This is a genomic window from Mycolicibacterium sichuanense (genome assembly GCF_033741125.1).
Classification (GTDB): domain Bacteria; phylum Actinomycetota; class Actinomycetes; order Mycobacteriales; family Mycobacteriaceae; genus Mycobacterium.
This window is the reverse complement of sequence record NZ_JAWQPU010000012.1, coordinates 19945-42945: the sequence shown is the minus strand read 5'-3', so window position 1 is coordinate 42945 and position 23001 is coordinate 19945. Positions and strand designations below refer to the sequence as shown.

22 protein-coding genes and 1 tRNA gene are annotated in these 23001 nt (G+C 69.2%); 16 read left to right on the top strand and 7 right to left on the bottom strand.

What is annotated here, in order from left to right:
• Nucleotides 1-39: 39 nt before the first annotated feature.
• The 6 genes from SBI80_RS25720 to SBI80_RS25695 all read left to right on the top strand — a co-directional run bounded on the left by SBI80_RS25720 (nt 40) and on the right by SBI80_RS25695 (nt 6824).
• A complete protein-coding gene (locus tag SBI80_RS25720; protein WP_318977802.1) occupies nt 40-1935 on the top strand; it encodes an ArnT family glycosyltransferase in 1896 nt (631 codons plus the stop codon).
• Between the two features lie 97 nt (nt 1936-2032).
• Nucleotides 2033-2524 carry a beta-class carbonic anhydrase gene (locus tag SBI80_RS25715; RefSeq protein ID WP_318977721.1) on the top strand — a complete coding sequence of 164 codons (492 nt, stop codon included), beginning with the start codon at nt 2033-2035 and terminating at the stop codon, nt 2522-2524.
• A 127-nt stretch (nt 2525-2651) separates the two neighbouring features.
• Nucleotides 2652-3581, top strand: a complete 930-nt coding sequence (gene cysD / locus SBI80_RS25710) for a sulfate adenylyltransferase subunit CysD (protein WP_318977719.1) — start codon at nt 2652-2654, stop codon at nt 3579-3581.
• A gap of 34 nt (nt 3582-3615) precedes the next feature.
• Entirely contained in the window at nt 3616-5466 is a 1851-nt protein-coding gene (gene cysN, locus SBI80_RS25705) for a sulfate adenylyltransferase subunit CysN (protein ID WP_318977716.1), read from the top strand.
• Nucleotides 5463-6218 (top strand): 3'(2'),5'-bisphosphate nucleotidase CysQ, encoded by a 756-nt coding sequence (locus tag SBI80_RS25700; protein ID WP_318977714.1) that lies wholly within the window; start codon nt 5463-5465, stop codon nt 6216-6218. The genes cysN and SBI80_RS25700 overlap by 4 nt, the downstream gene beginning before the upstream one ends.
• 9 nt (nt 6219-6227) lie before the next feature.
• Nucleotides 6228-6824 (top strand): cysteine hydrolase family protein, encoded by a 597-nt coding sequence (locus SBI80_RS25695; protein ID WP_318977712.1) that lies wholly within the window; start codon nt 6228-6230, stop codon nt 6822-6824.
• Nucleotides 6825-6857: 33 nt separating this feature from the next.
• On the opposite strand, the gene SBI80_RS25690 is transcribed toward SBI80_RS25695, so the two are convergent.
• Nucleotides 6858-7391, bottom strand: coding sequence for a GvpU-like protein (locus SBI80_RS25690; RefSeq protein WP_318977711.1), 534 nt, complete (start codon nt 7389-7391; stop codon nt 6858-6860).
• Between the two features lie 88 nt (nt 7392-7479).
• Here SBI80_RS25690 and SBI80_RS25685 point away from each other — a divergent pair, with 88 nt between their 5' ends.
• On the top strand, nt 7480-8127 hold the full coding sequence (locus SBI80_RS25685) for a pyridoxamine 5'-phosphate oxidase family protein (RefSeq protein ID WP_318977709.1): 648 nt from the start codon (nt 7480-7482) through the stop codon (nt 8125-8127).
• Here the strand turns inward: SBI80_RS25685 and SBI80_RS25680 are convergent.
• On the bottom strand, nt 8124-8951 hold the full coding sequence (locus SBI80_RS25680; protein WP_318977707.1) for a nitrilase-related carbon-nitrogen hydrolase: 828 nt from the start codon (nt 8949-8951) through the stop codon (nt 8124-8126). The two genes, SBI80_RS25685 and SBI80_RS25680, sit on opposite strands and share 4 nt — an antisense overlap.
• Nucleotides 8952-9047: 96 nt before the next feature.
• Here SBI80_RS25680 and SBI80_RS25675 point away from each other — a divergent pair, with 96 nt between their 5' ends.
• Both SBI80_RS25675 and SBI80_RS25670 read left to right on the top strand, forming a co-directional pair.
• Nucleotides 9048-9518, top strand: coding sequence for an Rrf2 family transcriptional regulator (locus tag SBI80_RS25675; RefSeq protein WP_318977801.1), 471 nt, complete (start codon nt 9048-9050; stop codon nt 9516-9518).
• Nucleotides 9519-9560: 42 nt separating this feature from the next.
• On the top strand, nt 9561-10574 hold the full coding sequence (locus tag SBI80_RS25670; protein WP_318977705.1) for a nitronate monooxygenase: 1014 nt from the start codon (nt 9561-9563) through the stop codon (nt 10572-10574).
• A 12-nt stretch (nt 10575-10586) separates the two neighbouring features.
• On the opposite strand, the gene SBI80_RS25665 is transcribed toward SBI80_RS25670, so the two are convergent.
• The 4 genes from SBI80_RS25665 to SBI80_RS25645 all read right to left on the bottom strand — a co-directional run bounded on the left by SBI80_RS25665 (nt 10587) and on the right by SBI80_RS25645 (nt 14207).
• Complete coding sequence (locus SBI80_RS25665; RefSeq protein ID WP_318977703.1) at nt 10587-11492, bottom strand: DUF4097 family beta strand repeat-containing protein; 906 nt, start codon at nt 11490-11492, stop codon at nt 10587-10589.
• A 19-nt stretch (nt 11493-11511) separates the two neighbouring features.
• A complete protein-coding gene (locus SBI80_RS25660) occupies nt 11512-12156 on the bottom strand; it encodes a response regulator transcription factor (RefSeq protein WP_318977702.1) in 645 nt (214 codons plus the stop codon).
• Nucleotides 12144-13442: a sensor histidine kinase gene (locus SBI80_RS25655; RefSeq protein ID WP_318977700.1), complete on the bottom strand. Its 1299-nt coding sequence runs from the start codon at nt 13440-13442 to the stop codon at nt 12144-12146. The genes SBI80_RS25660 and SBI80_RS25655 overlap by 13 nt, the downstream gene beginning before the upstream one ends.
• Nucleotides 13443-13793: 351 nt before the next feature.
• Nucleotides 13794-14207 (bottom strand): VOC family protein, encoded by a 414-nt coding sequence (locus SBI80_RS25645; RefSeq protein WP_318977698.1) that lies wholly within the window; start codon nt 14205-14207, stop codon nt 13794-13796.
• 78 nt (nt 14208-14285) lie between these two features.
• Between SBI80_RS25645 and SBI80_RS25640 the strand changes: the two genes are divergently transcribed.
• Nucleotides 14286-15167, top strand: coding sequence for an LLM class flavin-dependent oxidoreductase (locus tag SBI80_RS25640; RefSeq protein WP_318977799.1), 882 nt, complete (start codon nt 14286-14288; stop codon nt 15165-15167).
• A 214-nt stretch (nt 15168-15381) separates the two neighbouring features.
• Complete coding sequence (locus SBI80_RS25635; RefSeq protein ID WP_318977696.1) at nt 15382-16131, top strand: glycoside hydrolase family 16 protein; 750 nt, start codon at nt 15382-15384, stop codon at nt 16129-16131.
• A 76-nt stretch (nt 16132-16207) separates the two neighbouring features.
• Here the strand turns inward: SBI80_RS25635 and SBI80_RS25630 are convergent.
• Nucleotides 16208-16283, bottom strand: a tRNA-Arg gene (locus SBI80_RS25630).
• 130 nt (nt 16284-16413) lie between these two features.
• Here SBI80_RS25630 and argS point away from each other — a divergent pair.
• From argS to thrB, 5 genes are read left to right on the top strand one after another with little or no spacing between them, the layout of a single operon-like run.
• A complete protein-coding gene (gene argS, locus SBI80_RS25625) occupies nt 16414-18066 on the top strand; it encodes an arginine--tRNA ligase (protein WP_318977694.1) in 1653 nt (550 codons plus the stop codon).
• Nucleotides 18063-19484 carry a diaminopimelate decarboxylase gene (lysA, locus tag SBI80_RS25620; protein WP_318977692.1) on the top strand — a complete coding sequence of 474 codons (1422 nt, stop codon included), beginning with the start codon at nt 18063-18065 and terminating at the stop codon, nt 19482-19484. The genes argS and lysA overlap by 4 nt, the downstream gene beginning before the upstream one ends.
• The gene (locus SBI80_RS25615) at nt 19484-20809 is read left to right on the top strand and encodes a homoserine dehydrogenase (RefSeq protein ID WP_318977691.1); all 1326 of its coding nucleotides are present in this window, start codon (nt 19484-19486) and stop codon (nt 20807-20809) included. The genes lysA and SBI80_RS25615 overlap by 1 nt, the downstream gene beginning before the upstream one ends.
• On the top strand, nt 20806-21918 hold the full coding sequence (gene thrC / locus SBI80_RS25610) for a threonine synthase (RefSeq protein WP_318977689.1): 1113 nt from the start codon (nt 20806-20808) through the stop codon (nt 21916-21918). The genes SBI80_RS25615 and thrC overlap by 4 nt, the downstream gene beginning before the upstream one ends.
• Nucleotides 21919-21933: 15 nt before the next feature.
• A complete protein-coding gene (gene thrB, locus SBI80_RS25605; RefSeq protein WP_318977687.1) occupies nt 21934-22911 on the top strand; it encodes a homoserine kinase in 978 nt (325 codons plus the stop codon).
• The last annotated feature ends 90 nt before the right edge of the window (nt 22912-23001 follow it).

The following is a 23001-nucleotide window of genomic DNA, read 5'->3' as shown; positions in this document are numbered from 1 at the left end:
ACACGAATACACACGAGTAGAGGGAAGACGACCGTGTCACTGACCGCCGAGGACGTCCGAGAAGACGCCGCCGTCGACGAGACCACCCCGCCGCCCGATCCGCGCTGGACCCGGCCCGCCTTCTGGGCGCTGCTGGCCGGAACGGCCGTGCTGTACCTGTGGGGCCTCGGCTCCTCGGGCTGGGCCAACGAGTATTACGCCGCGGCCGCGCAGGCGGGCACCCAGGACTGGAAGGCGTGGCTGTTCGGCTCGCTGGACGCCGGCAACGCCATCACCGTCGACAAGCCGCCCGCCGCGATGTGGGTGATGGGTTTGTCCGGCAGGCTGTTCGGTTTCAACGCGTTCACCATGCTGCTGCCCGAGGCGCTGATGGGCGTGGCCGCTGTCGCGGTGCTGTATCTGACGGTGAAGCGCACCAGCGGCCCCTCGGCGGGCCTCATCGCCGGCCTGGTGCTGGCGGTGACACCGGTGGCGACCCTGATGTTCCGGTTCAACAACCCCGACGCGCTGCTGGTGCTGCTGCTGCTGATCGCCGCCTACGGCACCGTGCGGGCCATCCAGGCGAGCACGGTGCGGACCATGACGGGGTGGATGGCGCTGACGGGGTGCGTCGTCGGATTCGCCTTCCTCACCAAGATGCTGCAGGCCTTCCTGCCGCTGCCCGGTCTGGCGCTGGCCTTCCTGGTCGCGGCGCCGTTCGGGATGTGGAAGCGGTTGGGTGCGCTGCTGGTCGGGCTCGCCACGATGATCGTCTCCGCCGGCTGGTACATCGCCCTGGTCAGCCTGTGGCCCGCCGACTCGCGGCCCTACATCGCCGGGTCCACCGACAACAGCCTGCTGCAGCTGGCGTTTGGCTACAACGGCATCCAGCGGATCGCCGGCAACGAGGGCGGTGGCCCCGGTGGTGGCGGGCATGGGCCAGGTGGGGCCAACCTGTTCTTCGGCGGTCAGGCCGGCATCGGCCGGCTCTTCGGCATGTCGATGGGTGCCGAGGCGTCCTGGCTACTGCCCGCGGCGCTGATCGGCATGGTCACGGTCCTGTGGCTGACCCTTCGTGCACCGCGCACCGACCGGGTGAGGGCCGGGCTAATACTCTGGGGCGGCTGGCTTCTCGTCACCGGAGTGGTGTTCAGCTTCATGGAGGGCACCGTCCACCCGTACTACAACGTGGCACTCGCGCCGGCCGTCGCGGCGCTGGTCGGCATCGGTGTGATGGCGCTGGTGCAGCGCCGGCAGTCCTGGCAGGCGCGGGCGATCCTGGCCGTGATGCTCGCCGCCACCGGGGTGTGGTCCTTCGTGCTGCTGGATCGCAATCCGGACTGGTGGCCCGCGATTCGCTGGGTGGTATTGATCGGGTCGATCGTCGTCGCGCTGCTGCTGGCGCTGCGGGCCAACCGCCTGGGCAAGGCCACCGCGGCCGTCGTCGTGGCGGCCGCGATCGTCGGTCTCGGCGGTTCGACCGCGTATTCGGTCTACAACGCCGCCAGCGCGCACAACGGGCCCGGCACCATGTCGGGGCCGCAGAAGGCGGGCGGCTTCGGATTCGGCAGACCAGGTGGGACCGGCAAGGGCGGACCGGGGATGCCGGGACGCTCCGATGGCCCCGAGCTCGAGGCGCTGCTCAAGAGCGCCGACAACCGTTGGGCCGCAGCCGGAATCGGCTCGATGTCGGTCAGCGACCTGGAGCTCGAGACGGGCGCGTCGCTGATGGCGATCGGCGGCTTCACCGGCGGTGATCCGTCCCCGACGCTTGCGCAGTTCCAGCAGTACGTCGCCGACGGTCAGGTGCGCTACTTCCTCGCCGACTCGGGCCGCGGTGGCCCGCCCGGACACCAGACGGGTTCGGCGGGAGACATCACGGCGTGGGTGGAGAAGACGTTCCCGAAGATCGACGTCGGCGGGGCAACCGTGTACGACCTTCAGGCCAAGGCCTAGCGGGTCTTTCGATCACGCCGATTCTCGACCTCGGAGCGCGGACACGCGTCGACTAGCGTGACCGTCGACGTGTGCCCGCGAGCCGTAGGAGGTCCCAGTGTCCGTGACCGACGAGTACCTGAAGAACAACGAGGCCTACGCCGCCGGCTTCACCGGGCCGCTACCACTGCCGCCCAGCAGGCACGTCGCCGTCGTGGCGTGCATGGACGCCCGGCTGGACGTATACCGCATCCTCGGTCTGAAAGACGGTGAGGCGCACGTCATCCGCAATGCGGGCGGGGTGGTCACCGACGACGAGATCCGCTCGCTGGCGATCAGTCAGCGGCTGCTGGGCACCAGGGAGATCATCCTCATCCACCACACCGACTGCGGCATGCTGACGTTCACCGACGACGGCTTCAAGCAGCAGATCCAGGACGAGACGGGGCTCAAACCCGAGTGGGCGGCCGAGGCCTTCGCCGACGTCGACGAGGACGTGCGGCAGTCGTTGCGCCGCATCGAGGCCAGCCCGTTCGTCACCAAGCACGAGTCGTTGCGCGGCTTCGTGTTCGACGTGGCGACCGGCAAGCTGGCCGAGGTCTCGCTCTAAGCCTTCACGCGCTGCCCGTCCCTTCCGCGCCCGGTCGAACCGATCGTTGACACGCCGACGCGCTGGACGGTACATTCCTGACCATGATTGCAATTCTGGCTAACTCTACCAACTTAAAGAGGAAGTCATGACGGCGCCGGCGGCCCTCGATCAGCCGACGGGCAAGTACGAGCTGAGCCATCTGCGCTCCCTGGAGGCCGAGGCCATCCACATCATCCGCGAGGTCGCGGCCGAATTCGAGAAGCCCGTGCTGCTGTTCTCCGGCGGCAAGGACTCGATCGTCATGCTTCACCTGGCGCTCAAGGCCTTTCGGCCCGGACGTCTGCCGTTCCCGGTGATGCACGTCGACACCGGACACAACTTCGAGGAGGTGCTGCAGGCGCGCGACGAACTGGTCGCCGAGTCCGGTGTGCGCCTGGTCGTCGCCAAGGTGCAGGACGACATCGACGCCGGTCGCGTGGTCGAGACCATTCCGTCGCGCAACCCGATGCAGACCTTCACGCTGCTGCGGGCCATCCGGGAGAACAAGTTCGACGCCGCCTTCGGTGGCGCCCGCCGCGACGAGGAGAAGGCCCGCGCCAAGGAGCGGGTGTTCAGCTTCCGCGACGAGTTCGGCCAGTGGGACCCCAAGTCTCAGCGGCCCGAGCTGTGGAACGTCTACAACGGCAGGCACCGCAAGGGCGAACACATCAGGGTGTTCCCGCTGTCGAACTGGACCGAGTTCGACATCTGGTCCTACATCGGTGCCGAGAAGATCAAGCTGCCGTCGATCTACTACGCCCACCAGCGTCAGGTATTCCTGCGCGACGGCATGTACCTCGCCGTCCACAAGTACCTGCAGCCCCGTAAGGACGAAGAGGTCGTCGAGAAGACCGTCCGGTTCCGCACCGTCGGCGACGTGACGTGTACGGGCTGCGTGGAGTCGTTGGCGGGCACCGTGTCCGAGGTAATCGCCGAGACCGCGGTGTCACGCCTGACCGAACGCGGCGCCACCCGCGCCGACGACCGCATCTCCGAGGCGGGGATGGAAGATCGCAAGCGAGAGGGCTACTTCTGATGAGTGCTCGTGCGAAGAAGAAGGAGCACAGCTGATGGCCACGTTGCTTCGCATCGCCACCGCCGGTTCGGTCGACGACGGCAAGTCCACCCTCATCGGCCGGCTGCTGTACGACTCCAAGGCCGTCATGGAGGATCAGCTCGCGGCCGTCGAGCGCACCTCGAAGGAACGCGGGAACGACTACACCGATCTGGCCCTGGTGACCGACGGCCTGCGCGCCGAGCGCGAGCAGGGCATCACGATCGACGTGGCCTACCGCTACTTCGCCACGGCCAAGCGGAAATTCATCATCGCCGACACCCCGGGCCACACCCAGTACACCCGCAACATGGTCACCGGAACCTCGACCGCCCAGCTCGCGATCGTCCTGGTCGACGCGCGCCACGGGTTGTTGGAGCAGTCGCGCCGGCACGCGTTCCTGGCCTCGCTGCTCGGTATTCAGCACATCGTGCTCGCCGTCAACAAGATGGACCTCGTCGACTGGGACCAGGAGCGGTTCGAGAAGATCCGCGACGACTTCCACGAGTTCGCCGCCCGGCTCGACGTCCACGACGTGACGACCATTCCACTGTCGGCCCTCAACGGCGACAACGTCGTCACCAAGTCCGACGAGACGCCGTGGTACGACGGTCCGGCGCTGCTGAGCCACCTCGAGGAGGTCTACATCGCGGGGGATCGCAACCTCGTCGACGTGCGTTTCCCGGTGCAGTACGTGATCCGGCCGCAGACCCACGAGCACGCCGACCACCGCAGCTATGCCGGCACCGTCGCCAGCGGCGTCATGCGCCCGGGTGACGATGTCGTCGTGCTCCCGTCGGGCAAGACCAGCCGCATCACCGCCATCGAGGGACCCAGCGGTCCCGTCACCGAGGCGTTCCCGCCGATGGCGGTGTCGATCAGCCTGGCCGACGAGATCGACATCTCGCGCGGCGACATGATCGCCCGTGCGAACAACCAGCCCCATGCCACCCAGGACTTCGACGCCACGGTGTGTTGGATGTCCGACGATGCCGCGCTCGAGCCTGGCCGCGAGTACGTCATCAAGCAGACCACCAGGACCACGCGAGTCAAGGTGAGCGCGCTGGACTACCGTCTCGACGTCAACACGCTGCACCGCGACAAGAGCGCAACGGCGTTGAAGCTCAACGAACTTGGTCGCGTCACGCTGCGCACGCAGGTGCCACTGCTGCTCGACGAGTACTCGCGCAACGCGGCGACGGGCTCGTTCATCCTGATCGATCCCGACACCAACGGCACCGTCGCCGCGGGCATGGTTCGCGACACCACCCCGGCGGCTACGCGAGCGGCCAGCCCCAACGCCGTCAAACACCAGAATCTGGTGACGGCGCAGGATCGGCTGTCGCGGGGGAGCACCATCTGGTTCACCGGGCTCTCGGGCTCGGGCAAGTCGTCGGTGGCGATGCTCGTCGAGCAGAAGCTACTCGAAAGTGGCCGTCCGGCATACGTTCTGGACGGTGACAACCTGCGGCACGGACTCAACGCCGACCTCGGTTTCTCGATGGCCGACCGTGCCGAGAACTTGCGCAGGCTGGCGCACATCGCGACCCTGCTCGCCGACTCCGGGCAGATCGTGTTGGTGCCCGCCATCAGTCCGCTCGAGGAGCACCGCGCGCTAGCCCGCAAGGTGCACGTCGACCAGGGGTACGACTTCTACGAGGTGTTCTGTGACACCCCGCTGCAGGATTGCGAACGCCGTGATCCGAAGGGGCTCTACGCCAAGGCCAGACGCGGGGAGATCACCCACTTCACCGGTATCGACAGCCCGTATCAGCGGCCGAAGAACCCCGATTTGCGGCTCACCCCCGACCTGCCGGTCGAAGACCTGGCACGATCGGTGATCGACATGATCGATGCGAAGAAGTGAGCGCCGGCACCGACCACGAGTTGGCGGCGCGCCTGGCCACCGAAGCCGGTGAACTGCTGCTCGGCGTGCGCCGCGAGCTGGCCGACGCCACCGATGCCGAGCGCAAGGACGCCGGAGACCAGCGTGCCCACGTCTTCCTGATGGCGGCGCTCGCGCGCGAACGCCCCGACGACGCCGTGCTGTCCGAGGAAGCCACCGCCGAGGAGCGGGCCAACTCGAAACGGCTCGGCGCCGAGCGGGTGTGGATCGTCGACCCCCTCGATGGCACCAGGGAGTTCGGTGAGCTGGGGCGGGACGACTGGGCGGTGCACGTCGCACTGTGGCAGTCCGGTGAACTCGTTGCGGGCGCCGTGGCGCTGCCCGCCCAGGGCGTCACGCTGGCCACACCGGACGTGGCGGCTCCACCGCCGGCGCCACCCACCCCGCGCATCGTGGTCTCGCGCACCCGCCCGCCGGCCGTCGCGCTGGCGGTCCGCGACGCGCTCGACGGCGTGCTGGTCGAGATGGGTTCGGCGGGAGCGAAGGTCGCGTCGGTGGTGCAGGGCGTGTCCGACGTCTACGTCCATGCCGGCGGTCAGTACGAGTGGGACTCGGCGGCTCCGGTCGCGGTGGCACGGGCGGCGGGCCTGCACACCTCGCGCATCGACGGCTCACCCCTGCGCTACAACCAGGCCGACGTCTACGTGCCCGACCTCATCGTGTGTCGAGCGGAGTTGGCCGATGCCGTGCTGGCGGTGACCACCCGGCACTAGCCTCGGGGGATGAGCAATCCCACGCTGCGCGCGCTCGCCGAACTGCCCCTGGTGCCCGCACCCCTGACTCAGTCCACGCTCGTCATGATCGACCTGCAGAACACCTACACCCGCGGGGTGATGGAACTCGAGGGCGTGCAGGCGGCCATCGACGAGGCGGCGACGTTGCTCGATCGGGCCCGCACGGCGGGAATCCCGATCATCCACGTCCAGCACTCCGACGGCCCGGGTTCGCTCTACGACGTCGAGGGGGAGAGTGGCGCCATCGTCGACCGGGTGGCTCCGCGTGATGGCGAGACGGTGGTGGTCAAGCAGTATCCGAACTCCTTCGTGCAGACCGAGCTCGACGATCGGCTCAAGGCGGTCGGTGCGCAGAACCTGGTGCTCGCCGGCTTCATGACCCACATGTGCGTCAACTCGACCGCGCGCGGCGCGTTCAACCTCGGTTACGCGCCGTCGGTGGTCGCCGCGGCCACGGCGACCCGCTCCCTGCCCGGGGTGGACGGTGCGTCGGTCCCCGCGGCCGCCCTGCACGCGGCCAGTCTGGCGGGCATGGCCGACCTGTTCGCCGTCGTCGCACCCGACGCGACCGCGATTCCCGACTGAGGCCGACTTCCGGTCAACGCGCCGCGGTCGTGATCAAGAGGCCCCGAAGGTCCACCCGGCGATCTGCTCGAGCTTGACGCAGACGAAGTCGCGGGGAATCGGAGGCTGTCCCGGCACGGTGTAGGAGGCGTCGGCGAGGAACAGGTGCCGCGTCAAAATCCAACGCGCCGTGGTACTTCCGAGCTCCTCGTACGCACGGCTATCGGCGTCGATCTCCTCGTCGATGTCCTTGGCGACTCGCTCGAAGGTGTCCCTGGCATAGTCTTCGGCGGCCGGTGGCAACACACCGCCGGCTGCGGCGTTTGCGTGCTCACGGAAGGCCGACGCCATCGCCCGGTAGAACTCCTGACTGCTGGTGACGTGACCGGTGACCACCGCGCCGTGCAGGAACAGCGTGATCGGGATCCGGCGTCCCGGCCCGCCGGTGTCCGCGGAATCGGCCAGCTGCTGCAAGATCCGGTCGGGCGCGCCGTAGTAGTCCTGCGCTTGCGTCAGGCTCTCGTAGAACATTTCGCTCTCGCTCTTGGGCGGCTCGTTCTCGTAGGTAGTCGGCTCGTCGTCGGTCACCGGGCAATCGTCGCAGCGGGTGTCCGCAACCGCAGCGCAGGCGCGCCGGTGTGTGGCGGCGCAAGCATCGGCAACTCAGAATGAGCGCATGACCCAACCCTCCACCCGGATCAGTCGACTCAGCGAGAAGCAGGACACCTCGCGCACCGCCCTGAACGCGCTGCTGGACAGCACCCCGCTGGCCACCGTGGCCCTGATTCGGGACGGGCACCCGGTGATCTTCCCCACCGGATTCGCGCGCATCGGCGACGATCTGGTGATCCATGGTTCGACGGGGTCCCCGTGGCTGCGGGCGTTGGCGGCCGGCGCCGCGGCGGCGGTGTCGGTGACGGCGCTGGACGGGGTGATGGTGGCGCGCAGCGCCTTCGAGTCGTCGTTCCGCTACCGCAGTGCCGCGGTCTTCGGTGTGTTCCAGACGATTCCGGACGACGACAAGAACGCGCTGCTGGAGACCCTCACGGACGCCTTCATTCCCGGCCGGGTCGCGGAGCTGCGGCCCAGCAACCGTCGGGAACTCGCGGCGACGCTGGCCCTCAAGCTTCCGGTCGGCGAGGACAATTGGTCACTCAAGGTCAGCGCGGGCTGGCCCGAGGATCCCGACGAGGACGTCGCCGCGGGCGCGTGGGCCGGGGTGGTGCCGATGTCGGTGACCTACGGCGCGCCCGAGCCCGCTCCGGATCTGTTGCCCGGCACCCCGGTGCCGCCGTCGGTGCGCGCGCTGTCCGGGACGGCCTAGTCCAGGAGCGGCGTTCGGCGGTACAGGTCGGTGCGCCGGTCGCCGTGGACGTCGTTGTTGGCGTTGAAGCGCTTGATGCGGGACTGCTCGAGGTCGACGTCGGCGGTGATGCGAGTCGCCGCGGAGTACTCCGCGATCGCCAGCGGGTAGCCGTCGGCATCGGTGATCAGGCTGCCCCCGACCCAGTCCTGGCCGCGCTCGACTCCGGTGCGATCGCACACCGCGATCGGCATCCGGTTCATGCCTGCGCCGGCCAGGACCCGCACCTGCTCGGTCGGTCGTTCCCCCTCCGGGCGCGGCAGCATTGGCCAGTTCACCGGCACGCACAGCAGATCGGCGCCCGCCAGCGCCACCGCCCGCACCCACTCGGGGAACTCGACGTCGTAGCAGATCATCACGCCGATCCGACCGTGTGGGGTGTCGACCAGCAGCGGGAGGTCGTCGGCGCGGTCGAACACCAGGTTCTCGGTGTCCCACAGATGCGCCTTGCGGTAGACGCCGCGCAACCCGGACGGATCGAGCACCGCGGCGCTGTTGTAGACCTTGTCACCCTCGACCTCGGGGAACCCGGCCACGATGGTCAGGCCGAACGCCTCGGCGAGGTTCGCCCACTCGGTGATCGCCGGTCCGTCACGGGTCTCGGCGAGCGACTCCAGCTCGGTGCGATCGGCGAACACGTACCCCGAGGAGGCGAGCTCGGGCAGCACGATGATCTGCGCGCCGTCGCGGGCGGCGTCCTCGATCGCCTCCCTCGCGGTGGTCAGGTTGCCGGTGGTGTCACCGATCCGCACCGGGATCTGGCAGCAGGCGACGCGGGTAGTCATGTGTCGATGGTGGACCATCGGGGCGGCGGAGGTGACTCGACCGGCCGAATCGACGGGTGCCGGGCTCGGCGACGGGTCGATGGCATGATGCGCATCATGCGGATGTCGGCCAAGGCGGAGTACGCCGTCCGGGCCATGGTGCAGTTGGCTACGGCCGCCGAGGGCACGCTGGTCAAGACCGACGACCTCGCAAAGGCGCAGGGCATCCCGCCGCAGTTCCTGGTCGACATCCTCTCCGACCTGCGCACCGACCGGCTGGTGCGCAGCCACCGCGGCCGCGACGGGGGTTACACGCTGGCCCGGCCGGCGGCCGAGATCAGCATCGCCGACGTGCTGCGCTGCATCGACGGCCCGCTGGCCAGCGTCCGCGACATCGGCCTCGGCGATCTGCCGTACTCCGGCCCGACGGCCGCGCTGACCGACGTCTGGCGCGCCCTGCGGGCCAGCATGCGCTCGGTGCTGGAGGAGACCAGCCTGGCCGACGTGGCGACCGGTGAGCTACCGGCGCACGTGGTCACACTGGCCGGGGACTACGTGGGCCAGGAAGAGGAACGCGGCCACGGCTGAACCGCCTTGTTCGCGGCGGTCGCGGCGTTGCAGGATGGCTCGATGGGCTTCGACATGCGCTCGCTCGACAAGCCGGTGATCGTCGCCCCGATGGCAGGCGGCCCGACGACACCCGAGCTGGCCGCTGCGGGGTCCAACGCCGGCGGGCTTGGCTTCCTGGCCGCCGGCTACCTGACCGCGGAGGTGCTGGCCGAGCGCATCAGCGCGGCGCGTGCGCTGACCACCGGCCCGTTGGGGGTCAACCTGTTCGTCGTCCGGGCGAGCGCGGCGCGGCCGGAGGCGATCCGCCAGTACGCCAGGGAGCTCGCGGGGGAGTCCGAACGCTACGGCGTCGGTCTGGGTGACGCCCGCTTCGACGACGACCAGTGGGCCGCCAAGCTCGAGGTGGTCCTCGACCTTGCCCCCGAAGTCGTGTCGTTCACCTTCGGCCTGCCGGACGCGGCCGACTGCGCCCGCCTGAGTGCGGCCGGGATCACGACGGTCGCCACCGTGACCACGCTGGCCGAGGCGGAGCTGGCCGTGGACCGCGGCGTCGATGCCGTCGCCGTGCAGGGCCCCGAGGCGGGTGGCCACCGCGGGACGCTCGACCCCGAAGTCACCCCGCCGACCCAGCCGCTCGATCAGCTGCTGCACGCGACGAGTGTTGCGCTCGACGTGCCGGTGATCGCCGCGGGTGGCTTGATGACCGCGGTGGACGTGGCCGACGTCCTGGTGGGTGGCGCGGTGGCCGCGCAACTGGGCACCGCGTTCCTGCTGGCCGACGAGGCGGGCAGCACCCCGGTGCATCGGGCCGCGCTTCGGGATCCGCAGTTCACCGAGACGGTCGTCACGCGGTGCTTCTCGGGCCGCTACGCGCGCGGGTTGCGCAACCGCTTCATCGACGAGCACGACGGACAGGCACCGCTGGGATACCCGGAAGTGCACTACCTGACGAGCCCGGTGCGGGCGGCCTCGGTCCGCGCCGGTGACCCGCACGCCGCGAACGTGTGGGCCGGCACCGGTTTTCGCCAGGCCACGACGGGGTCGGTGGCCGACATCATGGCCGCGCTGGTCTGATGCCGAACGCCGTCACCGCCGATGTGAGCTCTCCACCGCGACGTCGCCCACGTCCGAGCGCGCCGTGACCGTGGCCACCGCCCTGGCAGGGTCGTTGGTCTGTGGCACCCGGACGCTGGACGAGTCGCCCGAGGCGTTCACCAGGTAGGGGCCGGGCTGGGGTAGCGACACCGTGATGTCGCCGGTGCTGGTGACGGCTCGCAGCGTCTGCGGCGCGACGTCGGCGAAGTCGACCGACAGGTCACCATCGACGGACTCGGCGACGAACGACTCGGTCACCGACACCGGCCCGTGGCTGGCCACGTCACCCTTGCGGGTGTGGATCTCGGCCCGCCGCGCCCCGCCGCCCAGCACGACGTCACCGTTGGTGCCCTTGACGTCGAGCTGGTCCAGGTCGGTCTCGGTCACCAGCACTCCGCGGTTCTGGTACACGGTCAGCGACAACTGCCGGGCCTGCTCGGGTGGCAGCGTCACGGTGATCTCACCGGCGCTGTCCACCAGCAGCGGTGCGGCTTCCCATCGGGTGAGCGACGACGCCGGCGCGGCGTCGATGGTGACGCGGGTGGCCGCCCCATCCCGGCTGACGACGAGGTTGCGGTCATCCGAGCGCGAGGAGTTGAGCACCCGCATCCGCACGCGGGGCTCGCGGGCGTCGCGGTCGGCGACGATCCGGACCGCGGCGGGCACGTCGCCGACGTCGAGCACCAGCGTCCTGGCGTCGGCGGGCAGCACCTTCTCGTCGGCGGCGACGCGAAGCGACCCGATGCCCCACGACGTGGCGCCGAGCCCGGCCACGCAACCCACGACGAGCAGTGCCGCGGCGAGGACGAGGATGGCCCGGATGGCGGTGCGGCCACCGGGGCTCAACTGCGGGGACTCGGTGGCCGGCGGAGGTGCACTCAGGGTGGGGGTGGTCATCGGAAACCCTTTCGATGGTTCAGGATTCGAGGTAGCGCAGGACGGCCAGCACGCGGCGGTTCTCGCTCTCGTCGGGAGCCAGGCCCAACTTGGCGAAGATCGAGGCGATGTGCTTCTCGGCCGAGCCGACCGAGACGTGCAGCGCCGCGGCGATCGCCGAGTTCGCCCGGCCCTCCGCCATCAGCTGCAGGACCTCCAGCTCGCGCGGGGTGAGCGCGTCCAGCGTGGCGCGCTGGCGCGACCGCACCAGGATCTGCGACACCACCTCGGGGTCGAGCACCGTGCCCCCGCCGCCGACCACGCCGACCGCATCGAGGAACGACGGCACGTCGGCCACCCGGTCCTTGAGCAGGTAGCCGAACCCCCTGGTGTCCGAGGCGATCAGGTCCGCGGCGTAGCGCTCCTCGACGTAGTGCGACAGGACCAGCACCGGTGACTCGGGATTCTGGCTGCGCAGCAGCGCCGCCGCGCGGATGCCCTCGTCGGTGAACGTCGGGGGCATCCGGACGTCGAGGATCGCCAGATCCGGTTGCGACTCGTTGACGATGCGCAGCAGGTCGGTGGCATCGGAGACCGCCGCGACGACGTCGTGACCCGCGTCGGTCAGGACGCGTTCGATACCGGCGCGCAGCAGGGCCGAGTCCTCGGCGATCACGATGCGCATGGCAGCACCGCCGTCACGATCGTGGAACCGGTTGCGGGACTGAATACCTCGAAGGTGCCGCGGGCGGCGCGCACCCGTTCGCCGAGCCCGCGCAGGCCCGTCGCGTCGTCACCGTCGGAGGCCGACGCGCCACCCACCCCGTCGTCGAACACCGAGACGTACAGTGTCCGGCTGGCCTCGTCGAACCGGACGGTCACCACGGCCTGGGTGGCCCGCGCGTGCTTGGCGACGTTGGTCAGTGCCTCGGCGACCACGAAGTAGGCGACCGACTCGACCTCGTCGGGAAGCCGCCGTGGCAGGTGGACGTTCAACGACGTTGGCACGCCCGAGGTCTCGCTGCGTTGCGCCACCGAGGACAGGGCGGCGTCCAGGCCGCGGTCGGTCAGGATCGTCGGGGCGATGCCACGCACCACGTTGCGCAGCTCGAGGAGCGCGTTCTTGGCGTCGTCGTGCGCCTCGGCGATGAGCGCCTTGGCCTGCGGTAGATCGGTGTCCAGCTTGGTCTGGGCCAGCCCGATCGTCATGGCCAGCGACACCAGGCGAGGCTGGACACTGTCGTGCAGGTCGCGCTCGATGCGGTGGCGCTCGGTCTGGGCCGACGACACCGCGCCGCGGCGGGCATCGCTGAGTGCACTGACCTCGTGCTGCAGCGCGGAGGTTGCCGACGGCGGCAGAAGCCAGCGGTCGATCGCCGCGTCGAGCAGCGGGGCGAACACCACGATGGCCACGGCGGCGACCAGGGCGACCACTGCCAGCAGCCACGCCAGCGGCGGCGAGACGAACCACAGACCGGCCCGGGCGTCGCTGTGGGAGATCGCGGTGGCGACGGCCGGCGCACCGAAGGCGAACACTAGCAGCGCAAGGGCCACACCCGTCGCGAGCAGGTCGTAGGTCAACCGAAGATAGTGGTGGGCGAAGCCCTTCCAGAACCACGCACTGCTGACGTCCAACCACAGCTGGTGAGCCCAGCGTTGAAAACCGTTGTCGAGAGCGATCCTTCGCGGTGGAACGGGGATGCCGAAGCCGAAGACGGCTTCGCTGCGGAGGCGTTCGACCCATTGGATTCCGCGTACCAGATAGACGAAGACGATTGCGGACAGCACGAATCCGATGACCGAGGGAATCGAGGAGACCCCGACGATCAGCAACCCCAGTGGAATCCAGAACCACACCACGCCAATCGCGGCACCGACCACCATCGACGCCGATGGCACCACACCGATGCGCTTACCGGTCACGGCGGCGGGCTGGCGGGCGAGCGGTTCATCGAGTGTCAGGGCGACCATGCGTTCCAACCTAGGGAGTCGCGCGCCGCGCCGGTATGGCGTTTTCCCGCGAGATCGGTGGGGGATAACCCCCGCGATGAGTTTCGCGGGGCGTCGCGATCAGCGTGCTGGTCGGCGCCTTCCTGGCATTCGACGCCATCGGCAAGCTGGCCGGCTTCCGCAGGTCGAGGAGGGCACGGCGGCGTGGGGCTTTCCGGTCGGTCAGGCACTGGTGATGGGTGTGGTGCTGGCGGTCTGCGTGGTGCTCTATGCCGTCCCGCGCAACGCGGTGCTGGGCGCGCTCGGCATCACCGCCTATCTGGGTGGTGCATCGCTCGGAGCTGCGCGAGGTCGTCGGCCTGCGCCGGTGAGTCACTTCGGGGCGGTCAACTCCAGCGCGATGTGGTCCGGGTCGCGAAATTCCAGGATGAAGGAGCGGCCGATGTCCTTGATCGGTCCGTGGGCGACGCCCAGCTCGTCGAGAAGTGCTGCGGCCGACTGGAGTTCGTCGTGGGAGGCCACCTTCAGGCACAGGTGGTCGAGACCGACGCGGTCCTCGTCGAACCGGTCGGTGGCCACCGGACGCAGCCCGACGAGGCAGTCGCCCAGGTCGTAGAGCACCCCGCCGAACAGGAAGCTCAGCCGTTCGCGAGTCGCTTGGTCGGCGTCGGCGGGCACCTCGAGTGCGACCGGCCACCCGAACACGCTGTCGTAGAACTGCCGGGACCGACCGATGTCGGTGACCGTGAGCCGGACGTGGGCCACGGAGTTCGCGTTGATCGCCATCCGGCCCATGCTGTCATGGCGACTGATCGGCTCCGCGGCGACGTCGCTGCATGCCAGAATCCGGGCGTGCGAATCGGGATGACCCTGCCGGTGATGGAACCCAACCTCGACGCGTCGGTGCTGAAGGCGTGGGCCAGGGTCGTCGACGGTGGGCCGTTCAGCTCGCTGTGCTGGGGGGAGCGCATCGCGTTCGACAACCCCGAATCGTTGACGCTGCTGGGCGCGCTGTCGGCGTGGACGGACCGGGTGCGATTGGTGACCACGGTGATAGTGCCCCAGCTGCACGACCCGGTGATGCTGGCGAAGGCGCTGGCCACGGGCGACATGCTCAGCGGAGGGCGGCTCACGGTCGGCATCGGTGTCGGTGGACGCCAGGAGGACTACGACGCCGTCGGCGCGGACTTCTCGGCCCAGACGATGCGGGGCATGGCCGAGCGCGTGGCGACGATGAAGCGGGTGTGGGCAGGGGAGAAGATCACCGAGTCGGTGCTGCCGGTCGGCCCGGCGCCGGTGCAGGTCGGCGGTCCGAAGCTGATGGTCGGCACCATCGGTCCCAAGACGGTGCGCAGTGCGGCGGCGTGGGCCGACGGGATGGCCGGCACTACCCTGGATCTCGACGTGACCAAGCAGGACGAGCTGTTCGACGTCGCGCGCGCCGCGTGGAGCGCAGCCGGCAAGCCCGCGCCGCACCTGGCGACGTCGTTCTGGTTCGCCGTCGGCGAGGGTGACGAGCCGCGCGCCCAGGTGCACCGCCACCTGCGGCGCTACATGAACTGGATTCCGGCCGAGTTCGTCGATGCGATGGCGCCGACCACGGGGTGGGCGGGCACCGACGACGAGCTGCACGACACCTTGCGCCGCTTCGAGGACATCGGCACCGACGAGGTACACCTCATCCCGACGAGCTCGAACATCGACCAGCTGCGGCGGGTGGCCGAGGTGGTCAAGGACTTCGACTAGCGCGTCTCGGTGAACCTCGCCCCGCTATCCACAGTGATCAATGCCAACCAGCTGGGTGCTCACTTCTCGATCGGAGCCGACATCGGGCGCTACCGGCGTCCACGAGCGCGTCATTCACGAGTCGCTCCGGCGAGGATGTGCGCAGAGCTACGATCCGCAGGAAGGCGCCGCTCGGTTTCCAGCATCGACCGCGCGGCGAAGGAGGTGCGACGACATGAGTGGCAAGCCTCGCGGTTCGTCCCGCACCGTCCTCGCGTCGTTGGGCGCGGTGCTATGCGTCGCCGCGGGAGTGATCTGCCATCCGGCGCCCGCGCTGGCCGCCGATAACTGCCCCGCGACTGCGGCAGCCGCGCACGACTGGGGTGCGCCAAACCAATCCGACGATTTCGACGCGCCATCGTCTCTTGCCGGTTGGAACCTGTACGACGGACCAGGACACGACGGAAACGGACGCCGAACCCCCAGCGCGGTTTCCGTCGCCGACGGCTTGCTGACGATCACGGGTGACGCTCATGGCAATTCCGAAGGAATGTCATGGAGCCCCGGGCAGACGTACGGCCGCTGGGAAGTGTGCGTGAAGTCGCCGCCGGCGTCACCGAACTACCACTCCGTGCTCTTGCTCTGGCCGAGCCGCCAAGATGGAAGCGAAATCGACTTCATGGAGATCTCCGATCCCACGCGGCAGCGGGTTGACGCCTTCGTACACTTCCCGTCCACCAAACAGGTAGCGGGCCATACCTCGATGGACGCCACGCAGTGGCATAGCTGGGCCGTCGAGTGGAGCCCCCAGCGGATTGCCACCTACGTCGACGGCGTCCAGTGGTGGGAGGACACCAACCCGGCGCACATCCCATCGGGTCTGATGAGGATGTGCATGCAACTCGACGACTTCGGGGGCGACATCAGCCAGGGCGGTCAGCAGGTGGTCGATTGGGCACGCCAATATCCGCCCGTCAACAGCTGAGGTGCGGTCAACGCCAGACCAGTGCCGTCGCCGCCGGGGACGGCCAGCCAAAGAGACTTGCTTTCGCCGGTCAGCGTGGTGCCCCCGGCAGGATTCGAACCTGCGGCCTTCTGCTCCGGAGGCAGACGCTCTATCCCCTGAGCTACGGGGGCGCGGGAGGAGAAGACTCCGCTGCGCCGTTGGGCGTGGACAGCCTAACGCATCGGCGGCGGGTGGTTCTCGTCCCGGGTGGGGAGATAAGGATTCGGGCGGTGACCACCTCAGACCATAGGATGGTCCCTCGTGACCCCAGCCGATCTGGCCGAGCTGCTCAAGACCACCGCTGCCGCGGTTCTGGCCGAGCACGGGCTCGACACCGCCGCCCTGCCCGACGTGGTGACCGTGGAGCGGCCGCGAAACCCCGAGCACGGCGACTACGCCACCAACCTGGCCCTTCAGCTGGGCAAGAAGGTCGGCACCAATCCACGTGAGCTGGCCGGCTGGCTGGCCGCCGCGCTGGCCGATACCGACGGCATCGCCGGCGCCGACGTCGCCGGGCCCGGCTTCGTCAACCTGCGCATCGAGGCCTCCGCGCAGGGCGTTGTCGTCGTCGACGTCATCGCGGCCGGGGCGTCCTACGGCGGTTCGGCCGAGCTGGCGGGCCAGAAGATCAACCTCGAGTTCGTCTCGGCCAACCCCACCGGCCCCATCCACATCGGCGGCACCCGCTGGGCGGCCGTCGGCGACGCGCTGGGCCGGCTGCTGTCCACCCAGGGCGCCGGCGTGGTGCGGGAGTACTACTTCAACGACCACGGCACCCAGATCGACCGGTTCGCCAACTCGCTGATCGCCTCGGCCAAGGGAGAGCCCACGCCCGAGGACGGCTACGCGGGCAACTACATCGTCGAGATCGCCCAGCAGGTACTGGCCGCCGCCCCCGACGTGCTCAGCCAGTCCGACGAGCAGCAGCGCGAGACGTTCCGGGCCATCGGCGTGGACCTGATGTTCACCCACATCAAGTCTTCGCTGCACGACTTCGGCACCGACTTCGACGTCTACACCCACGAAGACTCGATGCACACCTCCGGCCGGGTGGAGCAGGCCATCGCCAAGCTGCGCGAGACCGGCAACATCTACGAGAAGGACGGCGCAACGTGGTTGCGCACCACCGAGTTCGGTGACGACAAGGACCGCGTCGTCATCAAGAGCGACGGCAACCCCGCCTACATCGCCGGCGACCTGGCGTACTACCTGGACAAGCGCCAGCGCGGTTTCGACCTGTGCATCTACATGCTCGGCGCCGACCACCACGGCTACATCGCCCGGCTCAAGGCCGCCGCCGCCGCCCTCGGTGACGATCCCGACACCGTCGAGGTGCTGATCGGCCAGATGGTCAACCTGGTCCGCGACGGCCAGCCGATGCGGATGAGCAAGCGCGCCGGCACCGTCATCACCCTCGACGACCTCGTCGAGGCCATCGGCGTCGACGCGGCGCGCTACGTGCTGATCCGCAGCTCCGTGGACACCCCGATCGACATCGACCTGGCTCTGTGGTCCAGCGCGTCGAGCGAGAACCCGGTCTACTACGTGCAATACGCGCACGCGCGGCTCTCGGCCCTGGCCCGCAGCGCTGCCGAACTCGGCATCGTCGCCAGCACCGCGCACCTGGACCTGCTCACCCACGACCGGGAGGGCACGCTGATGCGCACCATCGGCGACTTCCCCAGGGTGCTCAAGACCGCGGCCTCCCTTCGCGAACCGCACCGGGTGTGCCGCTACCTGGAGGACCTAGCCGGCGACTACCACCGGTTCTACGACTCCTGCCGCGTGCTGCCTCAGGGCGACGAGGATCCGACGGACCTGCACGCCGCGCGGCTGGCGCTGTGCCAGGCCACCCGCCAGGTCATCGCCAACGGCCTGCAGATCCTCGGCGTCGGTGCGCCGGAGCGCATGTGATGGCTCACCCCGCTGGTCCCCGCCATGCCGAGGACACCCGCCACGGCAACACGCCCGTCTGCCCCAGTAGTGCCGAACAGATGCTCGCCCTGGCGCCGAACGTGTGGCCGCGCAACGCCGTTCGCGGCGCCGATGGTGAGGTGTCGGTGGCCGGTGTGCCCGTCACCCAGCTGGCCGCCGAGTACGGCACGCCGCTGTTCGTCATCGACGAGGACGACTTCCGCTCCCGCTGCCGCGACATTGCCGCCGCGTTCGGCGGCGGCGAGCACGTCCGCTACGCCGCCAAGGCCTTCCTCTGCAGCGAGATCGCGCGCTGGATCGACCAGGAGGGGCTGTCCCTCGACGTGGCCAGCGGTGGCGAGCTCGCCGTCGCGCTCAACGCGAACTTCCCGCCGCAGCGAATCGCCCTGCACGGCAACAACAAGTCGATCGCCGAGCTCGAGATGGCGGTCAAGGCCGGGGTCGAGCACGTCGTGCTGGACTCGCTCACCGAGGTCGATCGACTCGACGCCATCGCCGGTGAGGCCGGTGTGCTGCAGGACGTGCTGGTGCGCGTCACGGTCGGTGTCGAAGCGCATACCCACGAGTTCATCTCGACCGCCCACGAGGACCAGAAGTTCGGCCTGTCGCTGGCCAGCGGTGCCGCCATGGACGCCATCCGCAAGGTCTTCGCCGCCGAGCACCTTCGCCTGGTCGGGCTGCACAGTCACATCGGTTCGCAGATCTTCGACGTCGCCGGCTTCGAGCTGGCCGCTCACCGGGTCATCGGGCTGCTGCGCGACGTCGTCGCCGAGTTCGGAGTCGACAAGACATCGCAGATGTCGATCGTGGATCTCGGTGGTGGACTTGGCATCTCGTATCTACCGCAGGACGATCCGCCGCCCATGGAGGACCTGGCCGCCAAGATCGGCGCCATCGTGGTCAACGAGTCGGCCGCGGTCGGACTGCCCGCGCCGACGCTGGTCGTCGAGCCCGGTCGCGCCATCGCAGGCCCCGGCACGATCACCCTCTACGAGGTGGGGACCGTCAAGGACGTCGCGGTCAGTCAGACCGCGCACCGCCGCTACGTCAGCGTCGACGGCGGGATGAGCGACAACATCCGCACCTCCCTCTACGCCGCGGAGTACGACGCCCGGCTGGTGTCGCGCGTCAGCGACGGCGCGCCCGCACTGGCTCGCATCGTCGGAAAGCACTGCGAGAGCGGCGACATCGTCGTGCGGGACACGTGGGTGTCCGATGACCTCGCCCCCGGTGACCTGATCGGGGTCGCAGCGACGGGGGCGTACTGCTATTCCATGTCGAGCAGGTACAACCTGCTCGGCCGTCCTGCCGTGGTGGCGGTGCGTGACGGTGCGTCGCGCCTGATCCTGCGCCGCGAGACGGTGGACGATCTCTTGAGCCTGGAGGTGACCAACTAATGGTTGACAATGAAAAGCCGGTCGGTGTCGCAGTATTGGGGCTCGGCAACGTCGGAAGTGAAGTCGTACGGATCATCGAGGAGAGCGCTCCAGATCTGGCGGCCCGCATCGGTGCGCCGCTGGAGCTACGCGGCATCGGCGTCCGGCGGGTCGCCGACGACCGCGGCGTCCCCGTCGAGCTGCTGACCGACGACGTCGATGCGCTGGTGTCGCGCGACGACGTCGACATCGTGGTGGAACTGATGGGACCCGTCGAGCCCGCCCGCAAGGCGATCCTCGCCGCACTCGAGCGCGGCAAGTCGGTAGTCACCGCCAACAAGGCACTGATGGCGCAGTCCACCGGCGAGCTCGCCCAGGCCGCCGAGACCGCCCGCGCCGACCTGTACTTCGAGGCCGCCGTCGCCGGCGCCATCCCGGTGATCCGCCCGCTGACCCAGTCGCTGGCGGGCGACACCGTGATCCGCGTCGCGGGGATCGTCAACGGCACCACCAATTACATCCTCTCGGCGATGGACGAGACGGGCGCCGACTACTCCGCCGCCCTGGCCGACGCCAGCGCGCTCGGCTACGCCGAAGCCGACCCGACCGCCGACGTCGAGGGTTACGACGCCGCGGCCAAGGCTGCGATCCTCGCGTCCATCGCGTTCCACACCCGGGTGACCGCCGACGACGTCTACCGCGAGGGCATCACCAAGGTCAGCTCGGAGGACTTCGAGTCGGCCCGGGCGCTCGGCTGCACCATCAAGTTGCTGGCGATCTGTGAGCGCATCGTCAACGACGAAGGCCAGCAGCGGGTCTCGGCACGCGTCTACCCGGCGTTGGTGCCCCGCGAACACCCGCTGGCATCGGTCAACGGTGCCTTCAACGCCGTCGTCGTCGAAGCCGAGGCTGCCGGCCGGCTGATGTTCTACGGTCAGGGCGCCGGTGGCGCGCCCACGGCATCAGCGGTGATGGGGGACCTGGTCATGGCGGCACGCAACCGGGTACAGGGCGGTCTCGGACCGCGCGAATCCAAGTACGCGCAGCTGCCGATCGCACCCATCGGGTTCATCCCGACGCGGTACTACGTGAGCATGAACGTCGCCGACCGGCCGGGCGTACTGTCCGCGGTCGCTGCCGAGTTCGGCAAGCGCGAGGTCAGCATCGCCGAGGTGCGCCAGGAGGGCATGGTCGACGGCGGTGGGCAGCGCTGCGGCGCCCGCATCGTCGTGGTCACCCACCAGGCCACCGACGCGGCACTATCGGAGACGGTCGACGCCCTGGCCGATCTCGACGTCGTGCAGACCATCAACAGCGTCCTGCGCCTGGAAGGAACCACCGAATGAGCGCGCCGCGCACCACCCAGGCGAGCGAAGCGACGGCGAAGGGTGCCGTCCACCACCCCTGGCCGGGTCTGATCGCGGCGTACCGGGATCGTCTGCCCGTCGGTGACGACTGGACGCCGATCACCCTGCTGGAGGGTGGCACGCCGCTCATCCACGCCAAGCGGATCTCCGAGCTCACCGGTTGCACGGTGCACCTGAAGGTCGAGGGGCTCAACCCCACCGGTTCGTTCAAGGACCGCGGCATGACGATGGCCGTCACCGACGCGATCGCCCGCGGCCAGCAGGCCGTGCTGTGCGCGTCCACCGGCAACACCTCGGCCTCGGCGGCGGCCTACGCCGCGCGGGCGGGCATCACCTGCGCGGTGCTCATCCCGCAGGGCAAGATCGCGATGGGCAAGCTCGCCCAGGCAGTCATGCACGGCGCCAAGATCATCCAGGTCGACGGCAACTTCGACGACTGCCTCGAGGTGGTCCGCAAGGTCACCAACGACTTCCCGGCCATCGCGCTGGTGAACTCGGTCAACCCCGTCCGCATCGAAGGTCAGAAGACGGCGGCGTTCGAGATCGTCGACGCCCTCGGCGAAGCACCCGACGTGCATTCCCTGCCGGTGGGCAACGCCGGCAACATCACCGCCTACTGGCGGGGCTACTCCGAGTACCACCGCGACGGGCTGGCCCAGAAGCTGCCCCGCATGCTCGGCACCCAGGCCGCTGGTGCGGCGCCGCTGGTCTCCGGTGAGCCCGTGCCCCACCCAGAGACCATCGCCACCGCCATCCGGATCGGATCGCCGGCGTCGTGGAACTCCGCGGTCGAGGCGCAGCAGCAGTCCAACGGCCGGTTCCTGGCCGCCACCGACGAGGAGATCCTCGCGGCGTACCACCTGGTGGCCCGCAGCGAGGGCGTGTTCGTCGAGCCGGCGTCGGCGGCGAGCATCGCCGGTCTGCTGAAGTCCATCGAGGACGGCTGGGTCCAGAAGGGCTCCACCGTGGTGTGCACGGTCACCGGCAACGGCCTGAAGGACCCCGACACCGCGCTCAAGGAGCTGCCGCCGGTCTCGGCCATCGCCGTGGACCCGATCGCGGTCGCCGCCGAGCTCGGCCTGGTCTGACGGAGTGACGTCTTCGTGATGCAGAACCTGCCCGCTGGGTTGGCGGCCACCGCCACCGTGGCGGCCTCGAGCGCGAACCTCGGTCCCGGTTTCGACAGCCTCGGCCTCGCGTTGAGTCTGTACGACGAAATCTACGTCGAGACAACGGAATCCGGGCTACGGATCGACGTAGCGGGGGAGGGCGCCGGTCAGGTGCCGCTGGACTCGTCGCACCTCGTCGTACGAGCCATCCAACACGGCCTGCGTGCGGCAGGGATGTGCGCGCCGGGACTGGTCGTGCGCTCGCGCAACGCCATTCCGCATTCGCGTGGTCTCGGTTCGTCCGCCGCAGCCGTGGTCGGCGGCCTGGCTGTGGCCAATGGCCTTGTCGCACAATCTGATTCGAAACCATTGTCCGACGTCGAACTGGTGCAACTCTCATCGGAGTTCGAGGGTCATCCCGACAACGCGTCGGCGGCCGTGCTCGGCGGTGCCGTGGTGTCCTGGACCGAGGGGCCGGCGACGGCACCGCGCTACCGCGCCGCGGGGTTGACGCTGCATCCCGACATCCACCTGTTCCCGGGTATCCCGCTGGTGCGTTCGTCGACGGCGGAGACCCGCGCGGTGCTTCCCGATCAGGTCAGCCACGTCGATGCCCGCTTCAACCTGAGCCGGGCTGCGCTGCTGGTCGTGGCCCTCACCGAACGGCCCGATCTGCTGATGGCCGCGACCGAGGACCGCCTGCATCAGCCGCAGCGTGCGGCGGCGATGCCGGCGTCGGCGGAATATCTGCAGACGTTGCGCCGTTGTGGCGTGGCAGCGGTGCTCTCTGGCGCCGGGCCTGCGGTTATCGCCTTGAGTACGGAGGCTGAGCTGCCGGCGGAGGTCGTCGAGTACGGCGCCGCGCACGGGTTCACCGTCAACGAGATGTCGGTCGGCCAGCGCGTGAGCTGGGCCGCGGCCACACCTAATGGCGGCGAGTCCGCGCCGTCTGCCAAGGAATCGATGAGTTGACAGACGCCCCACGAGAATCACGCATGGTTCTTGCTTCCTGCGGCGATGCGGGTTATTCTCGCTTTCGTCCAGCAATCGCAGCGTCTGTGC

Coding starts and splice junctions, on each gene's coding strand:
- SBI80_RS25675 (WP_318977801.1), top strand. CDS start 9,048: ATGCGGATGTCGGCCAAGGCGGAGTACGCCGTCCGGGCCATGGTGCAG.
- SBI80_RS25655 (WP_318977700.1), bottom strand. CDS start 13,442: ATGGTCGCCCTGACACTCGATGAACCGCTCGCCCGCCAGCCCGCCGCC.
- SBI80_RS25615 (WP_318977691.1), top strand. CDS start 19,484: ATGGTTGACAATGAAAAGCCGGTCGGTGTCGCAGTATTGGGGCTCGGC.
- SBI80_RS25685 (WP_318977709.1), top strand. CDS start 7,480: ATGACCCAACCCTCCACCCGGATCAGTCGACTCAGCGAGAAGCAGGAC.
- cysD (WP_318977719.1), top strand. CDS start 2,652: ATGACGGCGCCGGCGGCCCTCGATCAGCCGACGGGCAAGTACGAGCTG.
- SBI80_RS25660 (WP_318977702.1), bottom strand. CDS start 12,156: ATGCGCATCGTGATCGCCGAGGACTCGGCCCTGCTGCGCGCCGGTATC.
- SBI80_RS25695 (WP_318977712.1), top strand. CDS start 6,228: ATGAGCAATCCCACGCTGCGCGCGCTCGCCGAACTGCCCCTGGTGCCC.
- thrC (WP_318977689.1), top strand. CDS start 20,806: ATGAGCGCGCCGCGCACCACCCAGGCGAGCGAAGCGACGGCGAAGGGT.
- SBI80_RS25665 (WP_318977703.1), bottom strand. CDS start 11,492: ATGACCACCCCCACCCTGAGTGCACCTCCGCCGGCCACCGAGTCCCCG.
- SBI80_RS25645 (WP_318977698.1), bottom strand. CDS start 14,207: ATGGCGATCAACGCGAACTCCGTGGCCCACGTCCGGCTCACGGTCACC.
- cysN (WP_318977716.1), top strand. CDS start 3,616: ATGGCCACGTTGCTTCGCATCGCCACCGCCGGTTCGGTCGACGACGGC.
- SBI80_RS25670 (WP_318977705.1), top strand. CDS start 9,561: ATGGGCTTCGACATGCGCTCGCTCGACAAGCCGGTGATCGTCGCCCCG.
- SBI80_RS25680 (WP_318977707.1), bottom strand. CDS start 8,951: ATGACTACCCGCGTCGCCTGCTGCCAGATCCCGGTGCGGATCGGTGAC.
- SBI80_RS25635 (WP_318977696.1), top strand. CDS start 15,382: ATGAGTGGCAAGCCTCGCGGTTCGTCCCGCACCGTCCTCGCGTCGTTG.
- SBI80_RS25640 (WP_318977799.1), top strand. CDS start 14,286: ATGACCCTGCCGGTGATGGAACCCAACCTCGACGCGTCGGTGCTGAAG.